We start from the raw sequence: 22,434 nt of genomic DNA, 5'->3' as shown, positions 1-22,434 counted from the left end.
GGTCCAGTCATGACTGAGAAGAAGAGCGCCAAGAAGTCCGTGAAGGTCGGCGGCGACATCGAGCTGGAGGGCAGCAACGGCATCGCGGTCCTGCCCGATGGCACGGCTGTCACCGTCCGCAACTCGTACCGCGTCCGGCACGCCGGTCTGCACGTCATCGATGGCGTGGAGTACCAGGCCGAGGACAAGTAACACCCACGCATGACTCCTGGTGCGGGCTGCCTACGCGGTGGCCCGCACCGGGCTCCATCCAGAAGGAGTGACCCATGGCTATCCCGGACCTCGCTGCGCTGAGGTACTACCTGGGCGAGAACGCCTCCTGGACTGATGACGAGATCTCCCAGGCTTTGCTGGGCGAGATGGCTGCCCAGGCCCGCAACTGCCGCATCCCAGACATCTACCCGGACGACCTGGCCGAGGCCCTGAAGCGCCGCGTAGCCCACAACCTCGCACTGCGAGCGCTCCCGCTCGGCGTCCAGGCCACGATCTCCGACTACGCGGCCAGCACCACCAGGGTCGGCGGCGAGGACGCTGAGGTCCGTCGCTTGGAGCGTCCCTATCGAAAGCTGATCGTGGGATGAGCGATTCAGACGACCGTCAGATCCTGAGCGACGCGATCAGCGCGCTGCCAGGCCTCAACTGCACGCCGTACTACCGGCAGACCACCAGGCCCGGTGACGCCTTCGTCCGGTTGGCTCGCAAGGACCGTGAAGACAACGGATTTGGCATGGTCACCACGTGGCAGGTGTGGATCATCCTGCCCTCCGACATGGTCGCCGCTGAGCAGTGGATCGATGAGCATCACGACGCCATCTACGAGGTGCTGAACGCCGAGCTGTACCTGACCTCTGCCACGCCCTCGGACATGGTCCTAGACGCAGGCCAGACCAACGGCGTCATCTACGAGGGCACCCGATAGGGACGCTCTGAAACGGCGCTCTCGCAGCACCGATCTCCGAGATAGCGGGCGCACACATGCCCGAGATCTAAGGAGCATGCGATGAGCGCCACGCCACTTGGCACCCGGTCCCTGAAGCTGAAGATCGGGAGCACCGAGTACAACGCCGATGTCAGCAACTGCACCATCGAGGCTGCTGCCGCTGACTCGGACTTCACCAGCTTCGCCGCTGCCGCCTCCGGTGGCGCTCGGCAGTACAAGCTGAAGTTCACTGCCACCCAGGACCCGGCTGACGCCACGTCGATCTGGAACAAGATCTGGACGGCTGCGGGCACCACTGTGGCTGTCTCGGTCAACCCGTACGGCGGCACGACCTTCAGCGCCACCAACCCTGGCTTCACCTGCAACGCGGTGATCTCCGAGCCGGACGGCACGATCCTCGGTGGCGGTGCTGACAGCTCGACCACGGCGAAGTTCACCATCGATGTCGAGTGGGATCTGACGGCCAAGCCGACCCTGGTCACGACCGGTTCGTACTGATGGCTGCCACCAAGTACAAGGCTGGCGAGCTGATCGAGATCCCTGACCCGGCTGAGATCACGCGCCCTGATGGCGAGGTCATCACAGTGACCGGTGGTCGCTACCTCATCGAAGCTGACGGCTCTTACCAGGTGAAGAAGAAGTAGCCATGGCTGCCAACACCGGTGTCTACGTCCAGGGCCTCCGCGAGATCACGCGCGCCATGGAGAAGGCCGGTGTGGACGTGGAAGAGCTGAAGGACGCGATGGGTGCGGTCTCCGACCGAGCTGCCACCGTCATGCGCCCCTTCATCCCCACGCGGACCGGTGCCCTGCGAGCTACGGCACACGGCAACCGAGCCAAGGGAAAGGCCGTCGTGACCATCGGTCGAGGCCGCGTGAAGTACGCCGGTCCCATTAATTACGGCTGGCCCAAGCGCAGCATTCGCGCCGCGAAATTTACCGACAAGACCGACGACGTGATGTCGAAGGAAGCCCCTCGGATCCTGGAAGAGGGATGGAACAAGATCGCTGAGAGGCATGGACTGACATGAGCAAGACCGAGCTGACCGCTGACGAGTTTTTCAACTCGCTCAATGGCTTCGATGAGATCGCCATCAAGAAGTTTTTCGGTGTCCCGATCAACGGACTTTCTGGGACCAAGGAGAAGGAAGGCGACCCGATGCAGTTCCTTCGGGCGCTGGTCTTCGTCAACGAGCGGCGCTCTGGGATGAACGATCACCAGGCATTCGAGGCTGCTCAGACCTACTCCATCCAGGACATCAACGAGAACTACTTCGCTGAGCCAGAGATCGAGCTGGACCCCGACAGCCCTGTGACCGAGTCGGGAAAAGGCAGCTCCTAGCTCGCCAGGAGGCGGCCGAGCTAGCGGTCTGGTGCCTTCAGACGGGCCTCGGGCCTGACGCCTTCCACCAACTCACGCGCCTAGAGAGGCGCACCTTCTACGACATCGCTCGACGCTCAGCAGAGAGGAGCCGATCATGACTGCCAAGCCGGTCAAGGTTGCATACCTGGCGGACACGTCTGACCTGCGCGCCTCCCTGGCGAAGGCCGAGGCAGCGATGGACTCTTCTGCCGCCACTGCCAGGACCGCAGGCCAGAAGATCGACACAGCCTTCAGCTCGACCGCTGAGCACGCTGACACGGTCGCTTCCAAGGGCTCCCAGGCGGCAGGCGCTCTGTCGGGCCTGGGTGACCTGGTGGGCGGCAAGTTCGGTGCGGCCATGGTGGTTGGCGGCACGGCCATGCAGGGCTTCGCTGACGCTGGCGACCTGGTCAACGTCGTCACCGAGTCGGCCATCGTCAAGAAGATCAAGGACGCCGCAGTCACCACGGTGCAGACGGCCAAGAACATCGCAGCCGCAGCAGCTCAGAAGACCGTTGCCGCAGCCACCAAGGCGTGGGCACTGGCTCAGCGAGCGCTCAACCTGGTGATGGCTGCCAACCCCATTGGCCTGGTCATCACGGCCATCGCGCTCCTGGCTGCTGGCCTGGTCCTGGCGTACAAGAAGTCAGAGACCTTCCGGAACATCGTCGACAAGGCTTTTTCCGTAGTGAAGGCCGCTGGCCAGGCGCTGTGGAATGGCCTGCGCGGCGCATTCGAATCCATCAAGTCAGCGCTCAGCTCGGTCGGCAATATCGCCACCACGGTCAAGAACAAGATCACCGGCGCATTCGACGGAGCGATCAACTACATCAAGGGCGTTCCCGGAAGGATCCGCGCCCTGGGTGCCAACTTCAAGGACGCCGGATCTGCCCTCATGGGCAAGATCATCGAGGGCATCAAGAACGCCGCAGGCTTCGTCAGCGGAATTGCGACGAGCATCTGGAATGCCGTCAAGGGAATGATCAACGGCGCGATCGACCACATCAACTCCGCGCTGGAGTTCACCATCCACATTCCGGCAGCGCCGGACGTGACGATCAACCCGCCGAATATCCCGCACCTGGCCAACGGCGGCGTCACCACCGGCCCGACGTACGCCCTGATCGGTGACAACCCCGGTGGACGCGAGGCGGTCATCCCGCTGGACAAGTACGACATCGGCGGCAGCACCACCTACAACATCACGGTCAACGCGCCAGTGGGCTCCAGCTCTGCGGACATCGGGCGCGAGCTGACCAAGCACATCGCCGCTTACGAGCGCCAGGGCGGACGCAGGCGAGCTGCCTGATGTCCAGGAACACCAACCAAGGAGCATGAGATGGCACTGACTGACGGCACCCTCAACCTGATGGGGACCTACCTGGCTGGCCTGTGTGGCTATGCCTCCATCCACACCGCCAACCCCGGCACCACGGGGGCCAGCGAGTCCACTGCGGCTCGCAAGGCCGTGACCTTCTCGGTGGACGCTGACGGGGACCTCACGCTCTCGGCCACGGTCAACTTCACCGGTGGAGCTGCGAGCGGTCCTGCGACCTACGTGGGGCTCTGGTCGGCTGCGACCGGTGGCACCTTCCGGGGCGGGTACGCCCTGACCGGCGACCAGGCCTTCAACGCTGCGGGCCAGTACAACCTGACGAGCCTGACCATCAACGGCACCGCGTCCTGACCACCGGCTAACCGAGAGGGGGCCAGATCGTGACTACCAGGACGAACCTGGTGCCCAACCCGTCCTTCGAGGTCAACACGACTGGATGGACCGCTGACAACGGCAACAAGGGCCTCGGTAACACTTCTGGAGCAGTGTCCGGGAGTACCGTCGCTACGTACACCAAGAACACGACCGCCGGAGAGGGCGTGCTTTGGACGACCGCCAACTGGGCGGTTACGGCGGGTGAGGTCTACACGGTCAGCGCCTATGTCCGGGCATCCACCGTTGCCCGTGAGTGCCGCGTATCGCTTGGGGCCTACAACAGCAGCGGCACCTGGATCGGGTACCTCACGCCCAACACCGCCTGGGATGGCGTCGCCAACACGACGACAACCTCTTGGACCAGGCTGTCTCGCACGTTCACCATCCCGGCTGGCGCGGCCACCGTTGAGGTCGACATCGTCTGGCCGAACTGTGGAGCCTCCGAGACACACAACGTGGACGCTGTGCTGCTGGAGAAGTCGGCCACCCTCGGTGCCTACTTCGACGGCTCCACTCCAAACGCAGGCACGACGACGTACGCCTGGACTGGCACTGCGCACGCATCGGCATCCACCGAGACGATGGCGGGAGTGACGCCGGTTGCTGCTACTCCGGAGAAGTCATAAGCGCCTGAGCTGAGCCGGACCCAACCGGAATGTCCAGGGTCCAGATCCCGTTCGGGGACGCCGCTGGCGGCTACGACTTCACCGGATCTGCCACCGGCACTGCGCCTGCCGTCTCGCTGGGCTCTGCACTCGGCACCTATGACTTCTCGGGCTCTGCCTCAGGCTCCAAGCCTGCGGACCCGACCATGCAGCTCTTCAACACCAAGGACGTGCTGAAGCTGGAGGTAGACACCACCGGCACGGGCGGCTGGTCCAACATCATGGATTACCTGCGGGAGATCAGCTTCTCGCGGGACGAGCTGGACGTAGGCACCCTCAGCGCCACGGTGATCTCCGCGAGCTACGACCCTGCGAAGTCGTCTGTCCTTCGTCCAGGACGCGGGCTGAAGCTCTCAGCTCTGGTCAACGGCACCTGGTCCCCGATCTTCACCGGCCTGGTCTCCCAGGCGACCGTGGCCTACGACCCGGCTCGACTGGATCCTGAGCAGCGCGCAGTCATCACCCTCACTGGCGTGGACAAGACCGCCATCCTGGCCAAGGCAGGCACCACGACCGGCGTGGGGAGCCTGCACGACCTGGCGTACGTCCTCAACAACATGGTGGGGAACAAGCTCACCTGGAACATCAACGGATCCTCCGCGACGATTTCGACGCCCGTCACAATCCCGGTGGACACCTCGGTCCTGGACCAGGTGGCCATCGCCAGGGACTCCGAGCTGGGCTACGCCTGGGTGGATCGCTCCGGTGTGCTTCAGGCCTGGTCCAACAACCAGATCAGCACGACCAACAAGGGCGTCCTGGACGAGAACGTCTACAACACCGCGCTGAGCATCGACTACGACACCAACCGGTGCATCAACTCGGTGCTGGTCGACTACGTGCATGAGGATCCGGACAACCCCGGCTCCACGATCACCGAGAACTTCGGGCCGTACGTCAACCAGTCCTCCATCGACCAGTGGGGGACGTACAGCGCCTCGTTCACCGTCCAGGGCTCAGCAGCTCCCTCAGCCAGCGCCGTGGACACCTACGCCCAGAGCATCCTGGCCGCGAACGCCATCCCCTCGGTGCGGGTCAACTCGGTGGTCATCCCGATCATCTCCCAGGCTTCCGTCTCCAGAGCTCTGCTGGACCTCTACGACCTGGTGACGGTGAAGAACACCAACGCCGGAATCAACGCCCCGATGCGCATCACCGGCGTCTCGCACTCCATCACGCCGGACAAGTGGCTGATGCAGGTGGACTTCTCGACCGATGGCACCTTCTCGGCTCCCACGGTCTCGGCGGGCCAGCAGCTCGGCCAGGTCGAGAACACCGCCAAGGTGGCCCTGGATCAGGCCGTCAGCGCCATGCAGCAGGCCCAGGACGCTCTGGCTCAGGCCAACCAGGCTGCTGGCTTCGCTCAGGCCGCTGCCCAGGTCTACTACCAGCCCACCAAGCCGATCTCTGGCCAGGACGGTGACATCTGGTACGACACCGACGACGGCAACCGGATGCGCGTCTACCAGGCCTCTGCATCCGACTACGTGGACGCCACGTCGTCGTACCTGATCACGCCCAACGGCAAGCTATCCATCACGCCCAACGGCATCTCGGCCACTGACGCCAGCAACCTCACGACCTTCGCCCTGGACGCGGCCACCGGCAACGTGACCATGAAGGGCTCACTGACCGCTGGATCCTCGGTCACGGGAGCCACGATCACCGGCTCGACGGTCCAGTCCTCCACGACGGCGAGCCGAGGCATCAAGTTCAACTCCACGGCCTTCATCGCCTACAACAACGTGGGCACTCCGACCTTCAGCATCGACGCGGCTACGGGCAACGTGGCCATGCTCGGCACGCTCACCAGCGGCTCGACCATCACCGGAGCCACGATCACCGGTGCGACGATCAGCGGCGGAAACTTCCAGACCTCAACGTCCAGCAGCTTGTACTACTCGCTCGGGACCGCCTACGGCGAGAACAGGCTGATGGGGATCGTCCCCAACGGTGGACAGGGCTGGATGTCGGTCTCCCAGATCGGCACGGGCGGGGCGCAGGTCGAGATCTCCGCGTTCGGCAACTCCACGATGTCGAGCATCTACGTTGGCGGTGCTTCCGGTTCTCAGGCCATCAGCCTCTACACCGGCACGATCACCCTCAGCGGGGCAGTGAATGCGGTCACCTCGCTGTCCGTAACGCCTGGAAGCTTCACGTCGATCTTCTCGGATTCGGCGAGCGCCTTCCTGCGCTCTCCGAACGGCAGCCCCTACATCAAGTTCACGGGGTCAGACGTGATCCTGGCTTCCCTACCGTCCCAGACTGGCCAGACCGTGACCCGCAACGCCACGACGGCGGTGCTGGGCTACACCGGATCAGCGCGGGCGGTGAAGGTCGACATCCACGAGCTGCAGGAAGCGCCCAACACCGTAGGCGGATCCATCCTGGACATCGCGCCCGTGCGCTACCGGGACCGTCACGCGGTCGAGCGGTACCAGGCCGGTGACCCGCTGTACGCCGAGGACCCGCGCTTCTGGATCGGCTGGATCGCAGAGGACTTCGTGGCGGCTGGCTGGGAGGACCTAGTCCTGCGGGATGGCGAAGGCGCAGTGAACGGCCTCATGTACGAGCGCGTGCTGCCCGCCTTGGCCCTGGAGCTACGTCAGCGCCTCCAGATGATCGATGACCGACTTGACGAGCTTGAAGCGAACTAGGAGACAGAGATGGCACTCAGCGACATCGCGGACATGACCAACAGCAACTCATTGCGCAACCGGCTGGTAGCTGGTGCGGCCCAGCAGGGCAAGGACCAGAAGTGGGCGAACGAGAACCAGTACGCCCTCTGCGCCACCCAGGGCTGGGATGCAGCATGGGCCTCGGGCAAGCAGGGCGGCGTCAACGTCAACCCGGACACGGGCGTACGTACGGACGTGATCTCGGACGACATGATCGCTGAGGCCATCACCGCCCTGATCGATGCCGAGCAGGCTGCCGCTGAGCAGGAGACGGCCCAGTGACCCAGGTCGAGCTGGACCAGGAGACTGTGGACCTGGCAGGAGCCGAAGAGACCCAGCTCCTGCTCCAGGCCCAGATCCAGTACCTCCAGCAGCGCGTGGTCCAGCTCAACGCCATCAACCGCAAGCTCGCGGCTCAGCTCGACGCCTAGCGCCTTTGCAAAGAGCCTCCCGGCAATGCCTGGAAGGCCTAGCCTGGCCCGCGTGGAGAAGTTGGTCATCGCGGTACTCAGCGCGCTCAGCGCTATTGGTCCTGCTCTCGTAGCTCGCCTCAGTGGCCGACCGTCTCGTGAGGTGAAGAGGATCCGAGAGCTGACGGCAGCCATCGACGAGATCGAGCCTGGTTCTCACACGCATGCGGAGTTGACCAAGACGCGCCTCCGGCTGGCGAAAGAGCTCGACATACGCGTCAGGGACGCGACGCTGCGAACAGTCGTCGGTGTCTTGGTGCCGTTCTGCATCATCATGGTCGCTGGGATGGCTTGGAGCGCTGACACAAATCACAACCTCTTTGGCAAGGCCCTAGGAGGCGTGGCAATCGTCTACGGCATCGTCCTCTTTCCTCCGTTCCTGGTGTGGCTGCTCCTGCTCGCGGGGCTCGAGTCCGACGCGGCATTCGAGTTCCTGCTCACCCCGCGTGCCCTAGCTCAGGGGTTCACAAAAACTTACCGACGGTGGCGCAAGCGCGATGGTGGAGGCGTGAGGCCCGAGGCGGAGCTGGAGGATCAGTAAAAGCGTTCCTTTGGTAACTCCGGGATGCCGCTGTTGAGCGCGAGCAGGAGGTCGAGGCACTCCTCGCCGCGGACCTCGCCGACGATGATCCGCGACGGCCTCATCCGCAGCGACTCCTTCACCAGGTCGCGCAGCCGCACCTCGCCTGTGCCCTCCAGACCGGCCTGCCGGGTCTGCATGGCGACCCAGTCCGGGTGCGGGAAGCGCAACTCCCAGACCTCCTCGGCGCTGATCACGCGCTCACCGCCCGGGATCGCGGCGGCGAGGCAGTTGAGCATGGTCGTCTTGCCGGCCTGGGTCCCGCCCGCGACCAGGATGTTCAACCCCGCCCGGACGCTCGCCTCCAGGAAGGCCGCGGCCGGGGCGGTCAGGGAGCCGAGCTCGACCAGATCCGCCAACCGGGTGGCGCGCATCGTGAACTTGCGGATGTTGACGGCGGAGAAGCCGCGCGAGATCCCCTCCAACACGACGTGGAGCCGGTGCCCGCCGGGCATGGTGGCGTCGACGAACGGGGTGGAGCGGTCGAGGCGGCGGCCCGACACCTTGAGCATCCGCTCGACCAGCTCGGTGACCAGCTGCGGCTCGAGCACCAGGTTGGTCAGCTCGTGGCGCCCGTTGCGCGCGACGAAGACCCGCGAGACGTCGTTGATCCACAGCTCCTCGACCTCGTCGTCATCGAGGTAGGGCTGGAGCACGCCGAAGCCCGCGACCCGCGCCACCAGCTCGGCGACCACGGCCCGCGGGTCGGGCACCGGCAGGACGGCGCCGGTCAGCGAGCGCTCGTCGTGAGCGCGGACCACCGACTCGGCCAGGCGTCGTACGACCGCACCCTCGCGCTGCGGGTCGACCGCCTCGCGGCGGACCAGCTCACGCAGCTGGGCATCGAGCTGCTCGACGAGCTGCTGGTCGGCCAGCGCGTCCACCGAAGGCGACATCCCCATACCGGATCCCGATCACGAGAGTGCGAGTCATGTAGCAGTCACTCTCTCCCGCGGGCGCGCGGTCGAAACCGGCGATCAGGACTTGTGGATAACTCGTCGGTCAAGTGAGTGGGACGCGTCCCGGTTTTTGCCGGTTTCCCAGCGATCGAGGCGCAGAGTGCCGATAGTGGCTCCGTGCGGATTCCGGACGTCAACCAGCCCGTCCTCCTGCGCGGCCACGAGGGCGAGTACGCCAGCCGCGTGGAGGGCCTCGACGACAGCGCCCTGACGCTGGCGCGGCCCTTCGGCCTCCCGCTCGACACGACCTTGGACGAGGGCCGTCCCTTCGACGTGGAGTGGACCTCCGCGGCGGGCATGCACGCCCTGCCCGTCCGCGTCACCGAGCGTTCTGTCGACGGCAAGGTCCGGATCTGGCACGCGGTGCCGACCGGTCCGGCCCGCCTCCTCAACCGGCGCGCCCACGTGCGGGTCGCGGTCGCGATCCCGGTGACCATCGAGCTCGAGGACGAGCAGGTGACCGCCTCCCTGCTCGACGTCAGCGAGGCCGCCGTGCGCTGCCTGGTCCGCGAGCCGCTGCCGCCGCAGTCACCCGACAGCCTGGTCGGCGACGGCGGCCGGCCGGTCCGGGTGAGGTTCACCCTAGCCGGCCAGGAGTTCGCCCTGAAGGGCTCCATCCTGCGCAGCACCCCCTCCCAGGGCGGCAGCGAGCTGATCGTCATCCTGCCCGAGGACGAGCGGACCGCGACGGCCGTACGACGTGCGGTCTTCGCCGAGCAGATCCGGGCGCGTCAGCTGTCCCGCGAGTGACGATCACTCGCTAGGATCCCCACGCATTGCAAGGCAGCGGGACTCGGTGGCCCCTACCTTTCGGCTGCACAGTCGTGAAGGAGCACCGTGGAGATTCCACCGCTGAACCATCCCGTCATCGTCCGCAGCGTGGACGGGACGGAGTACAGCAGCCGCAGCGAGGGCGTCGAGGACGGCGCGCTGGTGCTGGCCACGCCGTTCGAGCTCGCCGGCGGTGCGCGGTCGTGGGAAGGCCGTGAGATCACCGTCTGCTGGACGTCGGGCTCCGGGCTCTGCGAGCTCCCGTTGAAGATCGTCGGCACCGCCCTCGACGGCGCGGTCCGCGTGTGGCACGCGCGCCTCTCCAGCGACGCCGCCCGGACGCGCCATCTCAACCGACGCGCGCACGTGCGCGTGCCGCTCAGCAGCCAGGTCACGGTGGAGCACGAGGACACCACGTACAGCGGCATCATGCTCGACGCCAGCGAGGCCGGCCTGCGCTGCCGCCTCGGTCGCGTCGACCTGCCCGAGGCGGGCACGGTGACCGCGTCCTTCACCGTCGGCGAGGACTCCTTCGCGCTGCCCGGGATCGTCTACCGGGTCACCGCCCATGACGGCAGCAGCGAGGTCGTGCTCGCCCTCGACGCCGACGACCGCGATGCGACGACGCTGCGGCGCGCGCTCTTCGCCGAGCAGATCAAGCAGCGACAGCGCCAGCGGCTGGTCTGAGACCTGCCGCCGGCGCTGCCGGTGGTGACGCTGGACGACCCGAAGGGTCAGTGCTTGATGCGCTCGGTGCCGGCGAACCAGCTGTTGGTCCAGATGGCTTCCTTCTTCACGTCCTGACCCGAGTACGGCGCGTGCAGGATGATCCGGCGACCGTGGCTCCAGCCGTCGAACATGCCGACGTGGTAGACGTGCCCCCCGTCGCTGAAGAACACCAGGTCGCCCGGGCGCATCTGCGAGCGCGGGATGTGGCGCACCGCGCCGGCCTGGGCCGCGGCGGTCCGGGGAAGGTTGATGCCCGCGGCGTGGAACGAGAAGAGCATCAGACCGGAGCAGTCGAACGCGTTCGGGCCGGTCGAGCCGTACGAGTACGGGTCACCCTGCTGCCGGCTGGCGGTGGCCAGCGCGCGCTCGACGACGTGGTTACGTGCCACGACGCGCTTGTGCAGTCGGATCGCGCGGCGGTGCGCACGACGCTTCTTCTTGAGCACCTTGCGCTCGTGCGCGGTCATCGTCGGCGTGGAGGTCGACGTCGGCGCAGTGGTGCTCGGCGCGGTGCTGCTGGTGCTGCTGAGCGACGAGATCGGGTCGGCGACGGAGGCGTGGGCGCCCGCCGGGATGAGGGCCAGCAGACCGAGGGAAGCGGTCGCGGCAATGGTCGTACGAATGAAATGGGGCATGCGTGGGTTCCTTCCCACGCCTGCGAGGTGAGCTGTCGGGTTCGGGCGAGAAGGTTGCCCGGCCGCTGCCCTGATCTCTCAGAGCCTCGGCTTCACCCCGAGCCGCCCACCGGTGTCCGGTGTGCGGCGAAAAACGTGGGTCCCCCGCTCCTGCCCCTGGTGTTCAAGCTCGTGGACCGGTATCCGGGAGGGACAGGACTCGGCGTGCCCGGGGACCGATGCTTGCCGTTGCAAGCGACTAGGACGGTAGGCAGACTCCTGCGCCAAAATCCAACCCGGACACTCGACAAGCCGTGGTCCAGACCACACTCCCCGCGTGGAGACGGCGGGCGACGTGACCTGTTTCACAGGGTTTTACCCGCATTGTTTACTGGATCAGCGAGACCAGGTCCTTGATCCCGTCGACCACCTTGGTGGGCCGGTACGGGAAGTTCTCGACCTGCTCCTCGCGGGTCGAGCCGGTGAGCACGAGGAAGGTCCGCAGGCCCGCCTCGAGGCCGCTGATCACGTCGGTGTCCATCCGGTCCCCGACCATCGCCGTGGTCGCCGAGTGGCCCTCGATCCGGTCGAGCGCGGTGCGCATCATCAGCGGGTTCGGCTTCCCGATGAAGTACGGCTGGCGCCCCGTCGCGGTCGAGATCAGCGCGGCCACCGAGCCGGTCGCCGGCAGGGTGCCGTGCTGCGAGGGGCCACTGGCGTCGGGGTTGGTGGCGATGAAGCGCGCCCCGCCCTCGATCAGCCGGATCGCGCGGGTGATCGCCTCGAACGAGTAGGTCCGGGTCTCCCCCAGCACGACGTAGTCGGGCTTGCGGTCGGTCATCACGTAGCCCACGTCGTGCAGCGCGGTGGTCAGGCCCGCCTCGCCGACGACGTAGGCGGAGCCGCCGGGGCGCTGGTCGGCGAGGAACTTCGCGGTCGCGAGCGCGGAGGTCCAGATCGCGTCCTCGGGGACGTCGATGCCGCTGCCGAGGAGGCGGGCGCGCAGGTCGCGCGGGGTGAAGATCGAGTTGTTGGTGAGCACCAGGAAGCGCCGGCCGGTGGCCTTCAGCGCCTCGATGAAGTCGGAGGCGCCCGGCAGCGGGACCTCCTCGTGCACGAGGACACCGTCCATGTCGGTGAGCCAGGTCTCGATCGGCCGTGCGGTGGTCATAGTGCGCATCCTTTCATCCCGGCGCAGTCACCGGCGCGGGAGGACCACTTCGAGGCCGCCATCGGCGTACTCGCCCTCCAGCCGGCCGCCCAGGGCCATCGCGATCGTCCGCGCGCGCTGCAGCGGCGCGGTGCTCGCCTTGCGCACCGCGACGGCCGACTCGGCGGTGATGGTGATGCGCAGGTGGCCGTCGGTGCCCGCGGTGAAGACGAGGCGTACGGCCCCGGCGCTGCGGTGCACGAGCTCGGCGAAGAGGAGCTCGAGGATCTGCTCGACGGGGCCGGGCGTGTACGTGGTCGCGGCGTCGCCCTCGACGGCCGCGCTGAGCGAGCGGTGGCGTACGTCCAGCTCATCGGCCCAGCGTTGGGTGAGCTGGCGGGCCAGGGTGCCGAGGTCGATGGCGGCCTCGGCGACGAGGGCGCGCTGACGGGCCAGCGCGACCAGCTCGCCGGTGACCGCGTCCAGCTGGTCGATCCGCGTCAGCGACCGCTGCAGCGTGGCCGCGGTCTCGGGGCGGAGGGTCTCGTCGAGGGCGGCCTCCTCCAGCTCGAGACGCAGCCCGGTGAGCGGGGTGCGCAGCACATGGGAGGCCCGCTGGGCGAGCTCATCCTCGGTCGCCATCCGGTCCTGCAGCTGGTGCGCACTGGCCTCCAGCGCCTGGGCGATGGCGTTGGCGGCGGGGATGTGGCTGGGCTGCAGGTCGAGCTGGAAGCGGCCCCGGCCGAGCGCGGCCGCGGCCTCGGCGAGCCGGTGGAACGGCCGCTCGTACGCGCGGGCGAGTGCGACGCCGACCACGGCCGCGGTGAGGCCGACCGCGAGCAGCATCAGCAGGATCGTCATCGTGCCGTCCCAGACGACGCGCTGGACGACGTCGTCGTCCTCGCTCAGCAGCACGTAGCCGTAGCCCTGGACCGGCGCGGAGGCCCAGAGGTTCCGGTTGCCGTCCTGGGGACCGAGCGTGCCGTCGAAGCCGTTGCGGCGTACGTCGATGTCGGTGCCGTGCACCGAGTGGTAGCGCAGGCCCATGTTCTCGCCGATCATTGGCGTGAGGAAGTCCGCGTCGATGCGCTCGGCGGCGGCGGCCCGCTGCCGCACGGCCACCGCGATGGCCACGGCGTTCTGCCGGAGCAGCGCGTCGTCGTGATCGCGCACCCGGTGCTCGAGGGACCAGGTGCGCAGGAGGTAGCCGAGGGAGGTCAGCAGCAGGACGAGGAGGACGAAGAGAGGCGTGCGCCGCCTACGCATCCTCGGCGCCGCCCTCGAGGCGGAACCCCACTCCTCGTACCGCGACGACCTTGTCGGTGACGGCGGCGGCCTCGAGCTTGCTGCGCAGGCGGCCGATGGTGACGTCGAGGGTCTTGGTCGAGCCGAACCAGTTCTCGTCCCACACCTCGGCCATCAGCCGCTCGCGCGCGACGACCTTGCCGCGCTGGCTGGCCAGCAGGGCGAGGACCTCGAACTCCTTGCCGGTCAGCGGGACCTCGCGGTCCTCGGTGTAGACGCGGTGCGCGGCGACGTCGATGCGCAGGCCGCTGCTCTCGGTGGGCAGGGCGCGGCCGCCGGTACGGCGCAGCAGCGCGCGCACGCGCGCCTGCAGCTCGGCCAGGCCGAACGGCTTGGCGAGGTAGTCGTCGGCGCCGTAGTCGAGGCCGACCACGCGGTCGAGCTCACCGGCGCGGGCGGTGACGATCATGATGCCGCCGTCGAAGCCGCCGGAGCGGGCCTCGCGGCAGACGTCGAGGCCGTCCATGTCGCCGAGGCCGAGGTCGAGGATGACGACGTCGGCCGGCGAGTCGGCGCCGCGCTCGAGCTCGTGCAGGGCCGCGGACCCGGTCTCGACCCAGGTCACGGCGTAGCCCTCGCGCTCCAGAGTGCGCACAAGGGGGAAGGCGATGTCTTCCTCGTCCTCGACGACTAGCACACGATGGCTCACGGGAGAAGGATAGGGATCAGCCGCTCGACTGTCGGGCGATTGCGGCAACTGCCCGTCGGAGCCAACGACGCACGCGGAGCCGGCGCCTGCGCCGCGGCACGACATGGAGCTCCATGAACAGAATCTAGGACGACTGACCGAACACCGCTGGCACACGGCGTCCACACGTCTCCACGGCCCGGTAACACGCCTGATCAGCCGGTCGTCGCGAACAGGTCGCCGTGTTGCTCGACCCGGCTCAGCACCTCGGCGAAGGTGAGCTGCTCCAGGGCCAGCGGGTCCTCCGCTCCGGCCTCGACCTCGGCCCAGCTGATCGGGGCGGCCGCCGTCGGGCGCTCCCGGCCGCGCAGGGAGTACGGACACACGGTGGTCTTGGAGCCCGCGTTCTGCGACCAGTCGAGGAAGACCTTGCCGGGTCGCTTCGCCTTGGTCATGGTGGCGGTGACCAGTCGTGGGTGCTCCTTCTGGAGCTGCTCGGCGACCTCCTTGGCGATCGCGGTGGCGTCGTCGCTCGCCATCGGGCTCGGGAGCGAGGCGTAGAGGTGGATCCCCTTGCTGCCGCTCAACACGGGGGTCGACGTCACCCCGATGGCGGCCAGCTTGGCGCGAGCGAGCAGCGCGACCTGTGCACACTCGTGCAGCCCGGCAGGCTCGCCCGGGTCGAGGTCGATCACGATCCGGTCGGCACCGAGCGGCTCGCCGTCGTCGGAGACGCGCCACTGGTGGACGTGCAGCTCGATCGCGGCGAGGTTGGCCAGCCAGGTCAGGGTCGCCAGGTCGTCGACGACGGGGAAGGTGAGCGTCCCCTCCTCCTTCGAGGCGGTCCGCGAGCCGGTCGTCGGGACGGTCACCGTCCGGACCCACGCCGGCGTGCCGGCGGGCACGTTCTTCTCGAAGAACGACTGCCCCGCCACGCCGTGCGGCCAGCGCACCCGCGTGACCGCGCGGGAGCGCAGCTGCGGGAGCAGGACCGGCGCGATGCTCGCGTAGTAGTGAAGGACCTCGCCCTTCGTGGTGCCGGTCGCCGGGTACAGGACCTTGGCGAGATTGCTGACCTTGAGCGTGCGGCCCTCGATCTCGACCCGGATCTCGCTCGCGGCGCCCTGCTCGCCCGCCACCGTCAGCGTCCGATCGCGATCACGGGCACGCGGCGGGGGTCGAGCCGGTGCATGAGCCGCTGCAGGACGCGCCGCGGCGCGCTCACGCAGCCGGCGGTGGCGCCGGGGCCGTTGACGTGGAGGAAGATCCCGGCACCGCGGTGGCGGACCTGCTCCTGGTTGTAGTCGAGCACGATCGCATCCTCGTACTGGACCGGGTAGTCGCTCAACCTCTCCGAGCCGTTCTCGTCGCTCAGCGGGAGCTGCCAGCGGAAGCCGCCGGCGCGCTGGTTGCGGTAGCGGTTGTAGTAGGGCGAGGCGTTGTCCTCGACCCAGAAGTCGCCGGGCCGGATCCGTCGATACGGCAGCGCCGTGTCCGTGGCGGCCGCGCGGTGGGTGCCGAAGGCGGAGATCAGCCCGTACGTCCCGAGCGGTGTGGCGCCGGTGCCCTGGTGGCGCTGCTTGCCCGGGACAAGCCCGCCGTAGCCCGTCCGGCCGTCGGACGTGGTGAGGATCCGTCGCCAGCCCTCGTGGCGCAGCGCCCAGAGGCTGACGCGGGCGTACGTGCCCGACGTGTGGTTGACGGTGACGACCTGGCGGGTGCCGGGGCGCAGGTGCACCGCGACGCCGTCGAGTCGGATCACGCCGGCGCGCGGTGCGGGCGAGGAGGCGTCGGCCGCACCGGGGAGGAGCGCGACCAGCGCGACGATGAGCGCGAGAGGGGTCCGGATCACCGCGCGACCAGCGCGATGATCAGCGCGAGCGCGGTCCGGATCACGCCAGGTCCGCCGGCGTCAGGTCGGCGCGCACGCCTTGGAAGGACGGCTGTCGCAGCCGGCCGCCGGAGGCGAGGCCGGTGCCGAGCCCATGCGTCTCGACCTCGACCACCAGCAGGGGCTCGGTCCACTGGGTCCCCTTCACGTCCTCGCGCGGCACCTCGTCCGCGAACGGGCTCGACGCCGACGGCGTCAACAGCTCGCGCAGCAGCGTGCTCAGCCGCGCGGTGATCCCGCTGCCCACCCGGCCCCGGTAGAGCAGTCCGTCCGGCGTCACCTCCCCCACCAGCAGTGAAGCGAGCCGGCCCTGACTGACCGTCGTCCCCTCCTGGGGACGCCAGCCGCCGACGACGTACGAAGCGCGGAAACGGTGCGGGAACTTGAGCCACGCCTTGCTCCGTACCCCAGGCTCGTATTTCGAAGCGGTCCGCTTGCTCACGATCCCCTCCAGACCCTGCGCCAGCGTCGCCGCGTGCAGCATGGCGCCGTCGTCGTAGGTCGGCGGCACCTGCCAGCGACCGAGCGCGCCGTCGGCCGCGAGCCGCTCCAGGATCGCGCGGCGCTCGGTCCAGGACAGGCCCGTCAGATCCGCGCCGTCCAGGCGCACGACGTCGAAGACCATGAACGTCGCGGGATGGGCCACCGCGTGCCGGGCCGCCTTGCGCGGATCCCGGGAGTGCATCCGCTCCCCCAGCACCCGGAAGTCCGGCAGACCACGCTCGTTCAGCGCGATCACCTCCCCGTCGACGACCAGGTCGCGCGGCAGCTGCTCGAGCTGTCCCTCGAGCAGCTCGGGCCAGGCGATGGTCGCGTCGTTCTCGTTGCGCGTCGTCAACCGCACCCGCGAGGAGGAGACCTCCGCGAGCAGCCGGATGCCGTCCCATTTCACCTCGTGCACCCAGTCCTCTCCCTGCGGAACATGGGTACCGGCAGTGGCGAGCATGGGGCGCATGGAGCAAGGATGGTGGGCATGCGAGCGATCTGGAAGGGCGCGGTCTCCTTCGGGCTGGTCAACGTGCCGGTGAAGCTGTACGCGGCGACCGAGTCCCACGACGTCTCCTTCCGGCAGGTCCACGAGAAGGACGGCGGCCGGATCAAGTACCAGCGGATCTGCTCCGTCGACGGCGAGGAGGTCCCCTACTCCGAGATCGCCAAGGGGTACGAGACCGAGGACGGCGAGATGGTCGTCCTGACCAACGACGACATGGCCGAGCTGCCGTCGTCGTCCTCGCGCGAGATCTCGGTGGAGAAGTTCGTGCCGAGCGATCAGATCGACCCGATGCTCTTCGAGAAGACCTACTACCTCGAGCCGGAGAAGACCGGCGCCAAGCCGTACGCCCTGCTGCGCCAGGCGCTCCTGGACGCCGATCGGATGGCGGTCGTGACGGTCGCGCTGCGCCAGCGCACCACGGTCGCGGTGCTGCGCGTGCGGAACACGCCCGCCGGCGACGTGATCGTGCTCCAGACGATGATGTGGCCCGACGAGGTGCGCGTGCCCGACTTCAACCTCGACTTCGACGAGGTCGGCAAGCTCAAGGACACCGAGGTGAAGATGGCGCACATGCTCGTCGAGACCCTGTCCGGCGACTTCGACGCCTCCGAGTTCGAGGACGACTACGCCGAGGCCGTCGAGTCCCTGGTCAAGACCAAGATCGAGGGCGGCCAGGTCACCCGCACCGAGACCTCCACCAAGACCGGCGGCGAGGTCGTCGACCTGCTGGCCGCCCTGCAGCGCTCGGTCGCCGCCGCCAAGGAGGCCCGCGGCGAGGAGGCGCCGGCCGAGGAGCCGAAGAAGACCGCCAAGAAGACGGCCAAGAAGGCCGCGAAGAAGCCGGCGAAGAAGAGCGCCTGACGTCTCGGCCCGAGCCGACCCGGCATGATGACCACATGAGCACGACGGTGACCTTCGACATGACGTACGACGCCCCTGTCCCGACCGTGACGGCGATGCTGGCCGATCCGAAGTTCCGGGAGCGGGTGTGCGACGCCCAGCGCGCCACCTCCAAGTCGGTCTCGATCAGTGGCATCCCCGGCACGGTGGACATCACGTTCACCCAGCAGACCGAGGGCATCCCGTCGTTCGCGAAGAAGTTCGTCGGCAGCTCCATCACCGTGAAGCAGCACGAGACCTGGCCCACCGCGCTGGCCGCGACCCTCGACATCGACGCCGGGGTGCCGATCGCCGACATCAAGGGCTCGGTCGCGCTCGCCCGCCAGGGCACCCAGACGGTCGAGACGGTGACCCTTCAGGTCACCGTGAAGGTGCCGCTGGTCGGCGGCAAGCTCGAGTCGCTGGTCGCGGACATGATGAAGAAGGCGCTCGCCAAGGAGTACGCGACCGGCAAGGCCTACCTGGCCGGGTAGGTCACCCGAGCAGGTCGGGGACCTCCTGCGTGGTGAACCACGCGAGGTCCTCGTCCGGGTCGGCGCCGGCCGCACGGTCCTCCGCATCGGCGTGGACGGCGACGACGTCGGTCCAGTCCGCGGGGGCGTACTCGGTCTCCAGCACGACCACGATCCGGCGACCGGGCCCCGCGAGCATGTCGGCGGAGATGTCGGCGGCCGACATCAAAGCGGCGTACTCGCCCTCCTCGGTCTCGTCCGGGGCCTCGAACGCCTCGGCGACCGCGTCCGCCGGGACCTGCCCGGCGGCATGCCACGCGGCGAGCTGATCGCGGGTGGCGGGCACGTAGATCCGGGTCATCGATCGTCCTTCTTCTTGCGCCCGCGCGGCACCTGCTGGCGCCCGCCGTTGACGGTGTCGAGCAGCTCGTCGAGCGCCTCGAGCAGGCACTGGCCGAAGACGTCGGCGTCGGGGACCAGGTCGCGGTCCACGGTGATGCCGAAATAGACCCGGCCCGCGTACGAGGTGACGCCGATCGCGATCGCCTGCCCCGGGAGCAGCGGGTTGACGGGGTAGCTGGCCAGCAGCGTCGCCCCGGCGGCGTACCGCGGGGTCTGCGGTCCCGGCACGTTGGTGACGCTGATCTGGAAGCCGCTCGGGTCGGCCTCGGCCGCGACCCGGGCGCCGACGGCGTGGAAGGTCGTCGGCGCGAAGCCGGTGATGCCGGTCAGGTGCGCGGCCGGGATCGCGCGACCGGTCTGCTTGTGCGACTCGAAGGAATAGGAGACCTGGTGCAGCCGCACCACCGGGCTCGCCTCGCCGACGGGCAGGTCGACGTAGTGCGCGATCACCGGGGCACCGAGCGAGGTGTTCTCGAGCAGGTCGTCGTTGACGCTGATCGGCACCAGCGCCCGCACCTGGCGCAGGCCCGCGAGCGACTCGGCGCGCGTCATCAGCCAGCCGCGCAGTCCGCCGGCGACGACCGCGAGGATGACGTCGTTGACGGTGCCGCCGTGCGTGTCGCGCACCTTGCGGAGGTCGGCGAGCGGCAGGTCGAGCGTGACGATGAGGCGCTGCTGCGACAGCGGGCCCGACAGCGGCGTGGGCCGGTCGGAGCGCCGGCCGGTGACCGCCTCGGCCACCCCGACGACGCGAGCACTGAGCCCGGTGGCGAGCGCGAGCAGCGAGTCGCCCGTACGACGAGCGGTGGACGACAGCGTGTCGACGTCGGTGAGCGAGTCCTTGACCGCGCCGAGGACCAGGGCGGTGGAGCTCTCGCGGCGCGGGTTCCAGGCGTCCTCGGCGAGGGGCTTGGCGTCGGGGCTGACGTCGAGCAGCAGCTGACCGAGGTCGACGGTGTGGACGCCGTCCACCAGGGCCTGGTGCACCTTGGTGAGGAGCGCGACCCGGCCATCGGCCAGGCCCTCGACGTAGTAGATCTCCCACAGCGGACGGGTGCGGTCCAGCGGGCGGGAGATGATCCGTCCGACCAGGTCGCGGAGCTGGTCGAGCGAGCCGGGACGCGGCACCGCGGAGCGGCGTACGTGATATTCGAGGTCGAAGCGGTCGTCGTCGACCCACACCGGGTTGGCCAGCCGGCCCGGGACGAGCTGCACCCGCTGCCGGTAGCGCGGCACGAACGAGAGCCGATCGGCGACCAGCTGGAGCAGGGTGTCGTAGTCGAACCCGCTCTCCCCCGGCTCGAGGACCTCGATGCTCGCCAGATGGTGCTGGGTCGTCAGCGTCTCGCGGGTCAGGAAGGCCAGGTCACGCGCCGACAACCGGTCTGCCATGCCCACCATCCTTCTCAGACGAATCTTTGGTTCGCATGCGATTGTGGCAGACATGCGACGACTGATGGCGACCCTGGCCGTGCTCCTGGGCATGGCCGGCCTCCTGACCGCCTGCGGCTCCACGAACAATGCGGACGCCGCCGGCAACGGCACCAGCACGGGCATGAAGCCGCAGGTCATCGACGTGACCTTCTCCGGCGACACCGTGACCCCGAACGGCGAGCGCGTCGACGTCGCGGTCGGGCAGAAGGTGCAGTTCGTGGTCAAGTCCGACGCCTCGGGCGAGATCCACGTCCACTCCACCCCGGAGAAGGAGCTGGAGTACGCCGCCGGCACCACCGAGCTGACCGTCGGCCCGTTCGACAAGCCGGGCATCATCGAGGTCGAGTCGCACGCGCTCGAGAAGACCATCGTCCAGCTCAAGGTCCAGTGAGCCCACTGACTGCCGCGGGCGGTGACTACACCCCGCTCGCGCACGGCATCGGCGGCCAGCAGGACCTCCCGATCCCGCTCGAGACCGCGATCCTCGCGGCCGTCGCCGCACTGGTGATCAGCTTCGTCGTCCTGGCCTGGACGGTGCGCAACCGTACGGACGACGCGCCGCGCGACGTCATGCGCCCCGAGCCCACCGAGGGTGGCGTACCGATGACGTCCGGGGGCGTCGCGCTGCGCGCGCTCGGCATGGTGCTCTTCGCGTACACCGTGATGGTGGCGATCTTCGGCGCGGACCTGGAGATCAACCCACTCTTCGGCATCTTCTACGTGTGGTGGTGGGTCGGACTCGTCTTCGCCTCGATGCTCTTCGGCCCGGTGTGGCGGGCGATCAGCCCGGTCCGCACGATCAACGCCGGGATCAACCGGCTGCGGCGCGACGACCGGGGGCTGTGGGAGTACGACGAGGCGCGCTTCGGCTACTGGCCGGCGGTGATCGGGCTGCTCGCCTTCACCTGGATGGAGCTGATCTACACCCACAACTCCTACCTCGGGCCGGTGCGGCTGTGGATCGCTCTCTACGTCGCGGCCATGCTGCTCGGCGGGCAGCTGTGGGGTGAGCGGTTCTACGCCAACGCCGACCCCTTCGAGGTCTACTCGACGCTGATGGCGAAGCTCTCGATCTGGGGCCGCGACGACTCCGGCAAGCGCGTCGTCCGCTCCCCGCTGGCCAACCTCGACACCCTCGCCCCGCACCGAGGCCTGGTCGCGGTGGTCTCGGTGCTCTTCGGCACCATCGTCTTCGACTCGTTCCGCGACGCGACGGCGTGGCTGAAGTTCATCCAGGGCGAGAACGTCGTCGCCCGGCACGCCTACCTCGCCGACAACATCGCACTGGTGCTCTTCCCGGCCGGGGTCGCGGGATTCTTCTGCCTCGGCACGATGCTCACCGGGGTCGGCGACGACCTCGATCGGCGCCGACTGCCCGGGCTGCTCGCGCCCTCGATGATCCCGATCGTGGGCGGGTACGTGGTGGCGCACTACCTCAGCTACTTCTGGGAGGGCGGCCAGGCGACGCTGATCCAGGCCAGCGACCCGTTCAGCAACGGGTCCAACTGGTTCGGTACCGCGAACTGGTCGGTGAACTACTTCTTCGCCTACCACCCGACCCTGTTGGCCAACACGAAGGTGATCGCGGTCGTCATCGGCCACATCCTCGGCGTGGTCTCCTCACACCGGCGCGCGATCGCGGTGCTGCCGCGTCGTCACCAGGTGACCGGGCAGATCCCGCTGCTGGTCACGATGGTGGGCTTCACCGTCGGCGGGCTCTACCTGCTGTTCTCCGCCTAGCTGTGATGTCCAGTCAGGTTGTTCAAGCGGCTGATGGGTGGGAGGCCTCCGGCTGCTGA

The 22,434-nt window shown here is 68.3% G+C and carries 30 protein-coding genes and 1 riboswitch; of the genes, 20 read left to right on the top strand and 10 right to left on the bottom strand.

Annotated features, from left to right (window positions below):
- The first annotated feature begins 9 nt into the window (after window positions 1-9).
- The 14 genes from KSO98_RS18150 (at window position 10) to KSO98_RS18085 (ending at window position 8,367) form a co-directional block, all read left to right on the top strand.
- Complete coding sequence (locus KSO98_RS18150) at window positions 10-192, top strand: hypothetical protein (protein WP_225287165.1); 183 nt, start codon at window positions 10-12, stop codon at window positions 190-192.
- Between the two features lie 74 nt (window positions 193-266).
- Window positions 267-581 (top strand): hypothetical protein, encoded by a 315-nt coding sequence (locus tag KSO98_RS18145; RefSeq protein ID WP_225287164.1) that lies wholly within the window; start codon window positions 267-269, stop codon window positions 579-581.
- Window positions 578-919 (top strand): hypothetical protein, encoded by a 342-nt coding sequence (locus tag KSO98_RS18140; RefSeq protein ID WP_225287163.1) that lies wholly within the window; start codon window positions 578-580, stop codon window positions 917-919. The genes KSO98_RS18145 and KSO98_RS18140 overlap by 4 nt, the downstream gene beginning before the upstream one ends.
- Window positions 920-1,000: 81 nt before the next feature.
- Complete coding sequence (locus tag KSO98_RS18135) at window positions 1,001-1,438, top strand: hypothetical protein (protein ID WP_225287161.1); 438 nt, start codon at window positions 1,001-1,003, stop codon at window positions 1,436-1,438.
- Window positions 1,438-1,584 carry a hypothetical protein gene (locus tag KSO98_RS18130; protein ID WP_225287160.1) on the top strand — a complete coding sequence of 49 codons (147 nt, stop codon included), beginning with the start codon at window positions 1,438-1,440 and terminating at the stop codon, window positions 1,582-1,584. Before KSO98_RS18135 ends, KSO98_RS18130 begins: the two co-directional genes overlap by 1 nt.
- Before the next feature lie 2 nt (window positions 1,585-1,586).
- Complete coding sequence (locus KSO98_RS18125) at window positions 1,587-1,970, top strand: hypothetical protein (RefSeq protein ID WP_225287159.1); 384 nt, start codon at window positions 1,587-1,589, stop codon at window positions 1,968-1,970.
- The gene (locus KSO98_RS18120) at window positions 1,967-2,281 is read left to right on the top strand and encodes a hypothetical protein (RefSeq protein WP_225287158.1); all 315 of its coding nucleotides are present in this window, start codon (window positions 1,967-1,969) and stop codon (window positions 2,279-2,281) included. The genes KSO98_RS18125 and KSO98_RS18120 overlap by 4 nt, the downstream gene beginning before the upstream one ends.
- Window positions 2,282-2,417: 136 nt before the next feature.
- Window positions 2,418-3,611 (top strand): phage tail family protein, encoded by a 1,194-nt coding sequence (locus KSO98_RS18115; protein ID WP_225287157.1) that lies wholly within the window; start codon window positions 2,418-2,420, stop codon window positions 3,609-3,611.
- A gap of 30 nt (window positions 3,612-3,641) precedes the next feature.
- The gene (locus tag KSO98_RS18110) at window positions 3,642-3,989 is read left to right on the top strand and encodes a phage tail fiber protein (RefSeq protein WP_225287156.1); all 348 of its coding nucleotides are present in this window, start codon (window positions 3,642-3,644) and stop codon (window positions 3,987-3,989) included.
- 29 nt (window positions 3,990-4,018) lie between these two features.
- The gene (locus KSO98_RS18105) at window positions 4,019-4,639 is read left to right on the top strand and encodes a carbohydrate binding domain-containing protein (protein WP_225287155.1); all 621 of its coding nucleotides are present in this window, start codon (window positions 4,019-4,021) and stop codon (window positions 4,637-4,639) included.
- Window positions 4,640-4,668: 29 nt separating this feature from the next.
- Window positions 4,669-7,335 (top strand): hypothetical protein, encoded by a 2,667-nt coding sequence (locus tag KSO98_RS18100; RefSeq protein ID WP_225287154.1) that lies wholly within the window; start codon window positions 4,669-4,671, stop codon window positions 7,333-7,335.
- Between the two features lie 9 nt (window positions 7,336-7,344).
- Complete coding sequence (locus KSO98_RS18095) at window positions 7,345-7,638, top strand: hypothetical protein (RefSeq protein ID WP_225287153.1); 294 nt, start codon at window positions 7,345-7,347, stop codon at window positions 7,636-7,638.
- Entirely contained in the window at window positions 7,635-7,787 is a 153-nt protein-coding gene (locus KSO98_RS18090) for a hypothetical protein (protein ID WP_225287152.1), read from the top strand. Before KSO98_RS18095 ends, KSO98_RS18090 begins: the two co-directional genes overlap by 4 nt.
- Window positions 7,788-7,839: 52 nt before the next feature.
- A complete protein-coding gene (locus KSO98_RS18085) occupies window positions 7,840-8,367 on the top strand; it encodes a hypothetical protein (protein WP_225287151.1) in 528 nt (175 codons plus the stop codon).
- Here the strand turns inward: KSO98_RS18085 and KSO98_RS18080 are convergent.
- The gene (locus KSO98_RS18080; RefSeq protein WP_225287150.1) at window positions 8,361-9,302 is read right to left on the bottom strand and encodes a TadA family conjugal transfer-associated ATPase; all 942 of its coding nucleotides are present in this window, start codon (window positions 9,300-9,302) and stop codon (window positions 8,361-8,363) included. The genes KSO98_RS18085 and KSO98_RS18080 overlap by 7 nt on opposite strands.
- A 180-nt stretch (window positions 9,303-9,482) precedes the next feature.
- Between KSO98_RS18080 and KSO98_RS18075 the strand changes: the two genes are divergently transcribed.
- Window positions 9,483-10,115, top strand: a complete 633-nt coding sequence (locus tag KSO98_RS18075) for a PilZ domain-containing protein (protein WP_225287149.1) — start codon at window positions 9,483-9,485, stop codon at window positions 10,113-10,115.
- An 87-nt stretch (window positions 10,116-10,202) separates the two neighbouring features.
- Window positions 10,203-10,823 carry a PilZ domain-containing protein gene (locus KSO98_RS18070; protein WP_225287148.1) on the top strand — a complete coding sequence of 207 codons (621 nt, stop codon included), beginning with the start codon at window positions 10,203-10,205 and terminating at the stop codon, window positions 10,821-10,823.
- A 47-nt stretch (window positions 10,824-10,870) separates the two neighbouring features.
- On the opposite strand, the gene KSO98_RS18065 is transcribed toward KSO98_RS18070, so the two are convergent.
- From KSO98_RS18065 to ligD (KSO98_RS18035), 7 genes are all read right to left on the bottom strand, one after another.
- Window positions 10,871-11,500, bottom strand: coding sequence for a C40 family peptidase (locus KSO98_RS18065; protein WP_225287147.1), 630 nt, complete (start codon window positions 11,498-11,500; stop codon window positions 10,871-10,873).
- A 5-nt stretch (window positions 11,501-11,505) separates the two neighbouring features.
- Window positions 11,506-11,672: riboswitch (cyclic di-AMP (ydaO/yuaA leader) on the bottom strand.
- A 195-nt stretch (window positions 11,673-11,867) separates the two neighbouring features.
- Window positions 11,868-12,650 carry an HAD-IIA family hydrolase gene (locus KSO98_RS18060; protein WP_225287146.1) on the bottom strand — a complete coding sequence of 261 codons (783 nt, stop codon included), beginning with the start codon at window positions 12,648-12,650 and terminating at the stop codon, window positions 11,868-11,870.
- A gap of 27 nt (window positions 12,651-12,677) precedes the next feature.
- Window positions 12,678-13,895, bottom strand: a complete 1,218-nt coding sequence (locus KSO98_RS18055; protein ID WP_225287145.1) for a histidine kinase dimerization/phospho-acceptor domain-containing protein — start codon at window positions 13,893-13,895, stop codon at window positions 12,678-12,680.
- The gene (locus KSO98_RS18050; RefSeq protein WP_225287144.1) at window positions 13,888-14,583 is read right to left on the bottom strand and encodes a response regulator transcription factor; all 696 of its coding nucleotides are present in this window, start codon (window positions 14,581-14,583) and stop codon (window positions 13,888-13,890) included. The genes KSO98_RS18055 and KSO98_RS18050 overlap by 8 nt, the downstream gene beginning before the upstream one ends.
- 194 nt (window positions 14,584-14,777) lie before the next feature.
- On the bottom strand, window positions 14,778-15,701 hold the full coding sequence (ligD, locus tag KSO98_RS18045; RefSeq protein ID WP_225287143.1) for a non-homologous end-joining DNA ligase: 924 nt from the start codon (window positions 15,699-15,701) through the stop codon (window positions 14,778-14,780).
- Between the two features lie 2 nt (window positions 15,702-15,703).
- Complete coding sequence (locus tag KSO98_RS18040; RefSeq protein ID WP_225287142.1) at window positions 15,704-16,414, bottom strand: L,D-transpeptidase family protein; 711 nt, start codon at window positions 16,412-16,414, stop codon at window positions 15,704-15,706.
- Window positions 16,415-16,454: 40 nt separating this feature from the next.
- Complete coding sequence (gene ligD / locus KSO98_RS18035; protein WP_225287140.1) at window positions 16,455-17,408, bottom strand: non-homologous end-joining DNA ligase; 954 nt, start codon at window positions 17,406-17,408, stop codon at window positions 16,455-16,457.
- An 18-nt stretch (window positions 17,409-17,426) separates the two neighbouring features.
- Here ligD (KSO98_RS18035) and ku point away from each other — a divergent pair, with 18 nt between their 5' ends.
- The gene (gene ku / locus KSO98_RS18030) at window positions 17,427-18,308 is read left to right on the top strand and encodes a non-homologous end joining protein Ku (RefSeq protein WP_225287139.1); all 882 of its coding nucleotides are present in this window, start codon (window positions 17,427-17,429) and stop codon (window positions 18,306-18,308) included.
- 35 nt (window positions 18,309-18,343) lie between these two features.
- Window positions 18,344-18,820: a DUF2505 domain-containing protein gene (locus KSO98_RS18025; protein WP_225287138.1), complete on the top strand. Its 477-nt coding sequence runs from the start codon at window positions 18,344-18,346 to the stop codon at window positions 18,818-18,820.
- A 1-nt stretch (window position 18,821) separates the two neighbouring features.
- Here the strand turns inward: KSO98_RS18025 and KSO98_RS18020 are convergent, their stop codons facing one another.
- On the bottom strand, window positions 18,822-19,160 hold the full coding sequence (locus tag KSO98_RS18020) for a DUF6912 family protein (protein WP_225287137.1): 339 nt from the start codon (window positions 19,158-19,160) through the stop codon (window positions 18,822-18,824).
- Window positions 19,157-20,593, bottom strand: a complete 1,437-nt coding sequence (locus KSO98_RS18015) for a WS/DGAT/MGAT family O-acyltransferase (RefSeq protein WP_225287136.1) — start codon at window positions 20,591-20,593, stop codon at window positions 19,157-19,159. Before KSO98_RS18015 ends, KSO98_RS18020 begins: the two co-directional genes overlap by 4 nt.
- A 52-nt stretch (window positions 20,594-20,645) precedes the next feature.
- Between KSO98_RS18015 and KSO98_RS18010 the strand changes: the two genes are divergently transcribed.
- Both KSO98_RS18010 and KSO98_RS18005 read left to right on the top strand, forming a co-directional pair.
- The gene (locus KSO98_RS18010) at window positions 20,646-21,026 is read left to right on the top strand and encodes a putative periplasmic lipoprotein (protein WP_225287135.1); all 381 of its coding nucleotides are present in this window, start codon (window positions 20,646-20,648) and stop codon (window positions 21,024-21,026) included.
- Window positions 21,023-22,375 (top strand): hypothetical protein, encoded by a 1,353-nt coding sequence (locus KSO98_RS18005; RefSeq protein WP_225287134.1) that lies wholly within the window; start codon window positions 21,023-21,025, stop codon window positions 22,373-22,375. Before KSO98_RS18010 ends, KSO98_RS18005 begins: the two co-directional genes overlap by 4 nt.
- The last annotated feature ends 59 nt before the right edge of the window (window positions 22,376-22,434 follow it).

This window comes from Nocardioides nematodiphilus, assembly GCF_020216525.1.
Classification (GTDB): Bacteria; Actinomycetota; Actinomycetes; order Propionibacteriales; family Nocardioidaceae; genus Nocardioides; species Nocardioides nematodiphilus.
This window is presented reverse-complemented; position numbering and strand designations above follow the sequence as displayed.

Coding starts and splice junctions, on each gene's coding strand:
- KSO98_RS18150 (WP_225287165.1), top strand. CDS start 10: ATGACTGAGAAGAAGAGCGCCAAGAAGTCCGTGAAGGTCGGCGGCGAC.
- KSO98_RS18145 (WP_225287164.1), top strand. CDS start 267: ATGGCTATCCCGGACCTCGCTGCGCTGAGGTACTACCTGGGCGAGAAC.
- KSO98_RS18140 (WP_225287163.1), top strand. CDS start 578: ATGAGCGATTCAGACGACCGTCAGATCCTGAGCGACGCGATCAGCGCG.
- KSO98_RS18135 (WP_225287161.1), top strand. CDS start 1,001: ATGAGCGCCACGCCACTTGGCACCCGGTCCCTGAAGCTGAAGATCGGG.
- KSO98_RS18130 (WP_225287160.1), top strand. CDS start 1,438: ATGGCTGCCACCAAGTACAAGGCTGGCGAGCTGATCGAGATCCCTGAC.
- KSO98_RS18125 (WP_225287159.1), top strand. CDS start 1,587: ATGGCTGCCAACACCGGTGTCTACGTCCAGGGCCTCCGCGAGATCACG.
- KSO98_RS18120 (WP_225287158.1), top strand. CDS start 1,967: ATGAGCAAGACCGAGCTGACCGCTGACGAGTTTTTCAACTCGCTCAAT.
- KSO98_RS18115 (WP_225287157.1), top strand. CDS start 2,418: ATGACTGCCAAGCCGGTCAAGGTTGCATACCTGGCGGACACGTCTGAC.
- KSO98_RS18110 (WP_225287156.1), top strand. CDS start 3,642: ATGGCACTGACTGACGGCACCCTCAACCTGATGGGGACCTACCTGGCT.
- KSO98_RS18100 (WP_225287154.1), top strand. CDS start 4,669: ATGTCCAGGGTCCAGATCCCGTTCGGGGACGCCGCTGGCGGCTACGAC.
- KSO98_RS18095 (WP_225287153.1), top strand. CDS start 7,345: ATGGCACTCAGCGACATCGCGGACATGACCAACAGCAACTCATTGCGC.
- KSO98_RS18080 (WP_225287150.1), bottom strand. CDS start 9,302: ATGTCGCCTTCGGTGGACGCGCTGGCCGACCAGCAGCTCGTCGAGCAG.
- KSO98_RS18065 (WP_225287147.1), bottom strand. CDS start 11,500: ATGCCCCATTTCATTCGTACGACCATTGCCGCGACCGCTTCCCTCGGT.
- KSO98_RS18060 (WP_225287146.1), bottom strand. CDS start 12,650: ATGACCACCGCACGGCCGATCGAGACCTGGCTCACCGACATGGACGGT.
- KSO98_RS18055 (WP_225287145.1), bottom strand. CDS start 13,895: ATGCGTAGGCGGCGCACGCCTCTCTTCGTCCTCCTCGTCCTGCTGCTG.
- ligD (WP_225287140.1), bottom strand. CDS start 17,408: ATGCGCCCCATGCTCGCCACTGCCGGTACCCATGTTCCGCAGGGAGAG.
- ku (WP_225287139.1), top strand. CDS start 17,427: ATGCGAGCGATCTGGAAGGGCGCGGTCTCCTTCGGGCTGGTCAACGTG.
- KSO98_RS18025 (WP_225287138.1), top strand. CDS start 18,344: ATGAGCACGACGGTGACCTTCGACATGACGTACGACGCCCCTGTCCCG.
- KSO98_RS18020 (WP_225287137.1), bottom strand. CDS start 19,160: ATGACCCGGATCTACGTGCCCGCCACCCGCGATCAGCTCGCCGCGTGG.
- KSO98_RS18015 (WP_225287136.1), bottom strand. CDS start 20,593: ATGGCAGACCGGTTGTCGGCGCGTGACCTGGCCTTCCTGACCCGCGAG.
- KSO98_RS18010 (WP_225287135.1), top strand. CDS start 20,646: ATGCGACGACTGATGGCGACCCTGGCCGTGCTCCTGGGCATGGCCGGC.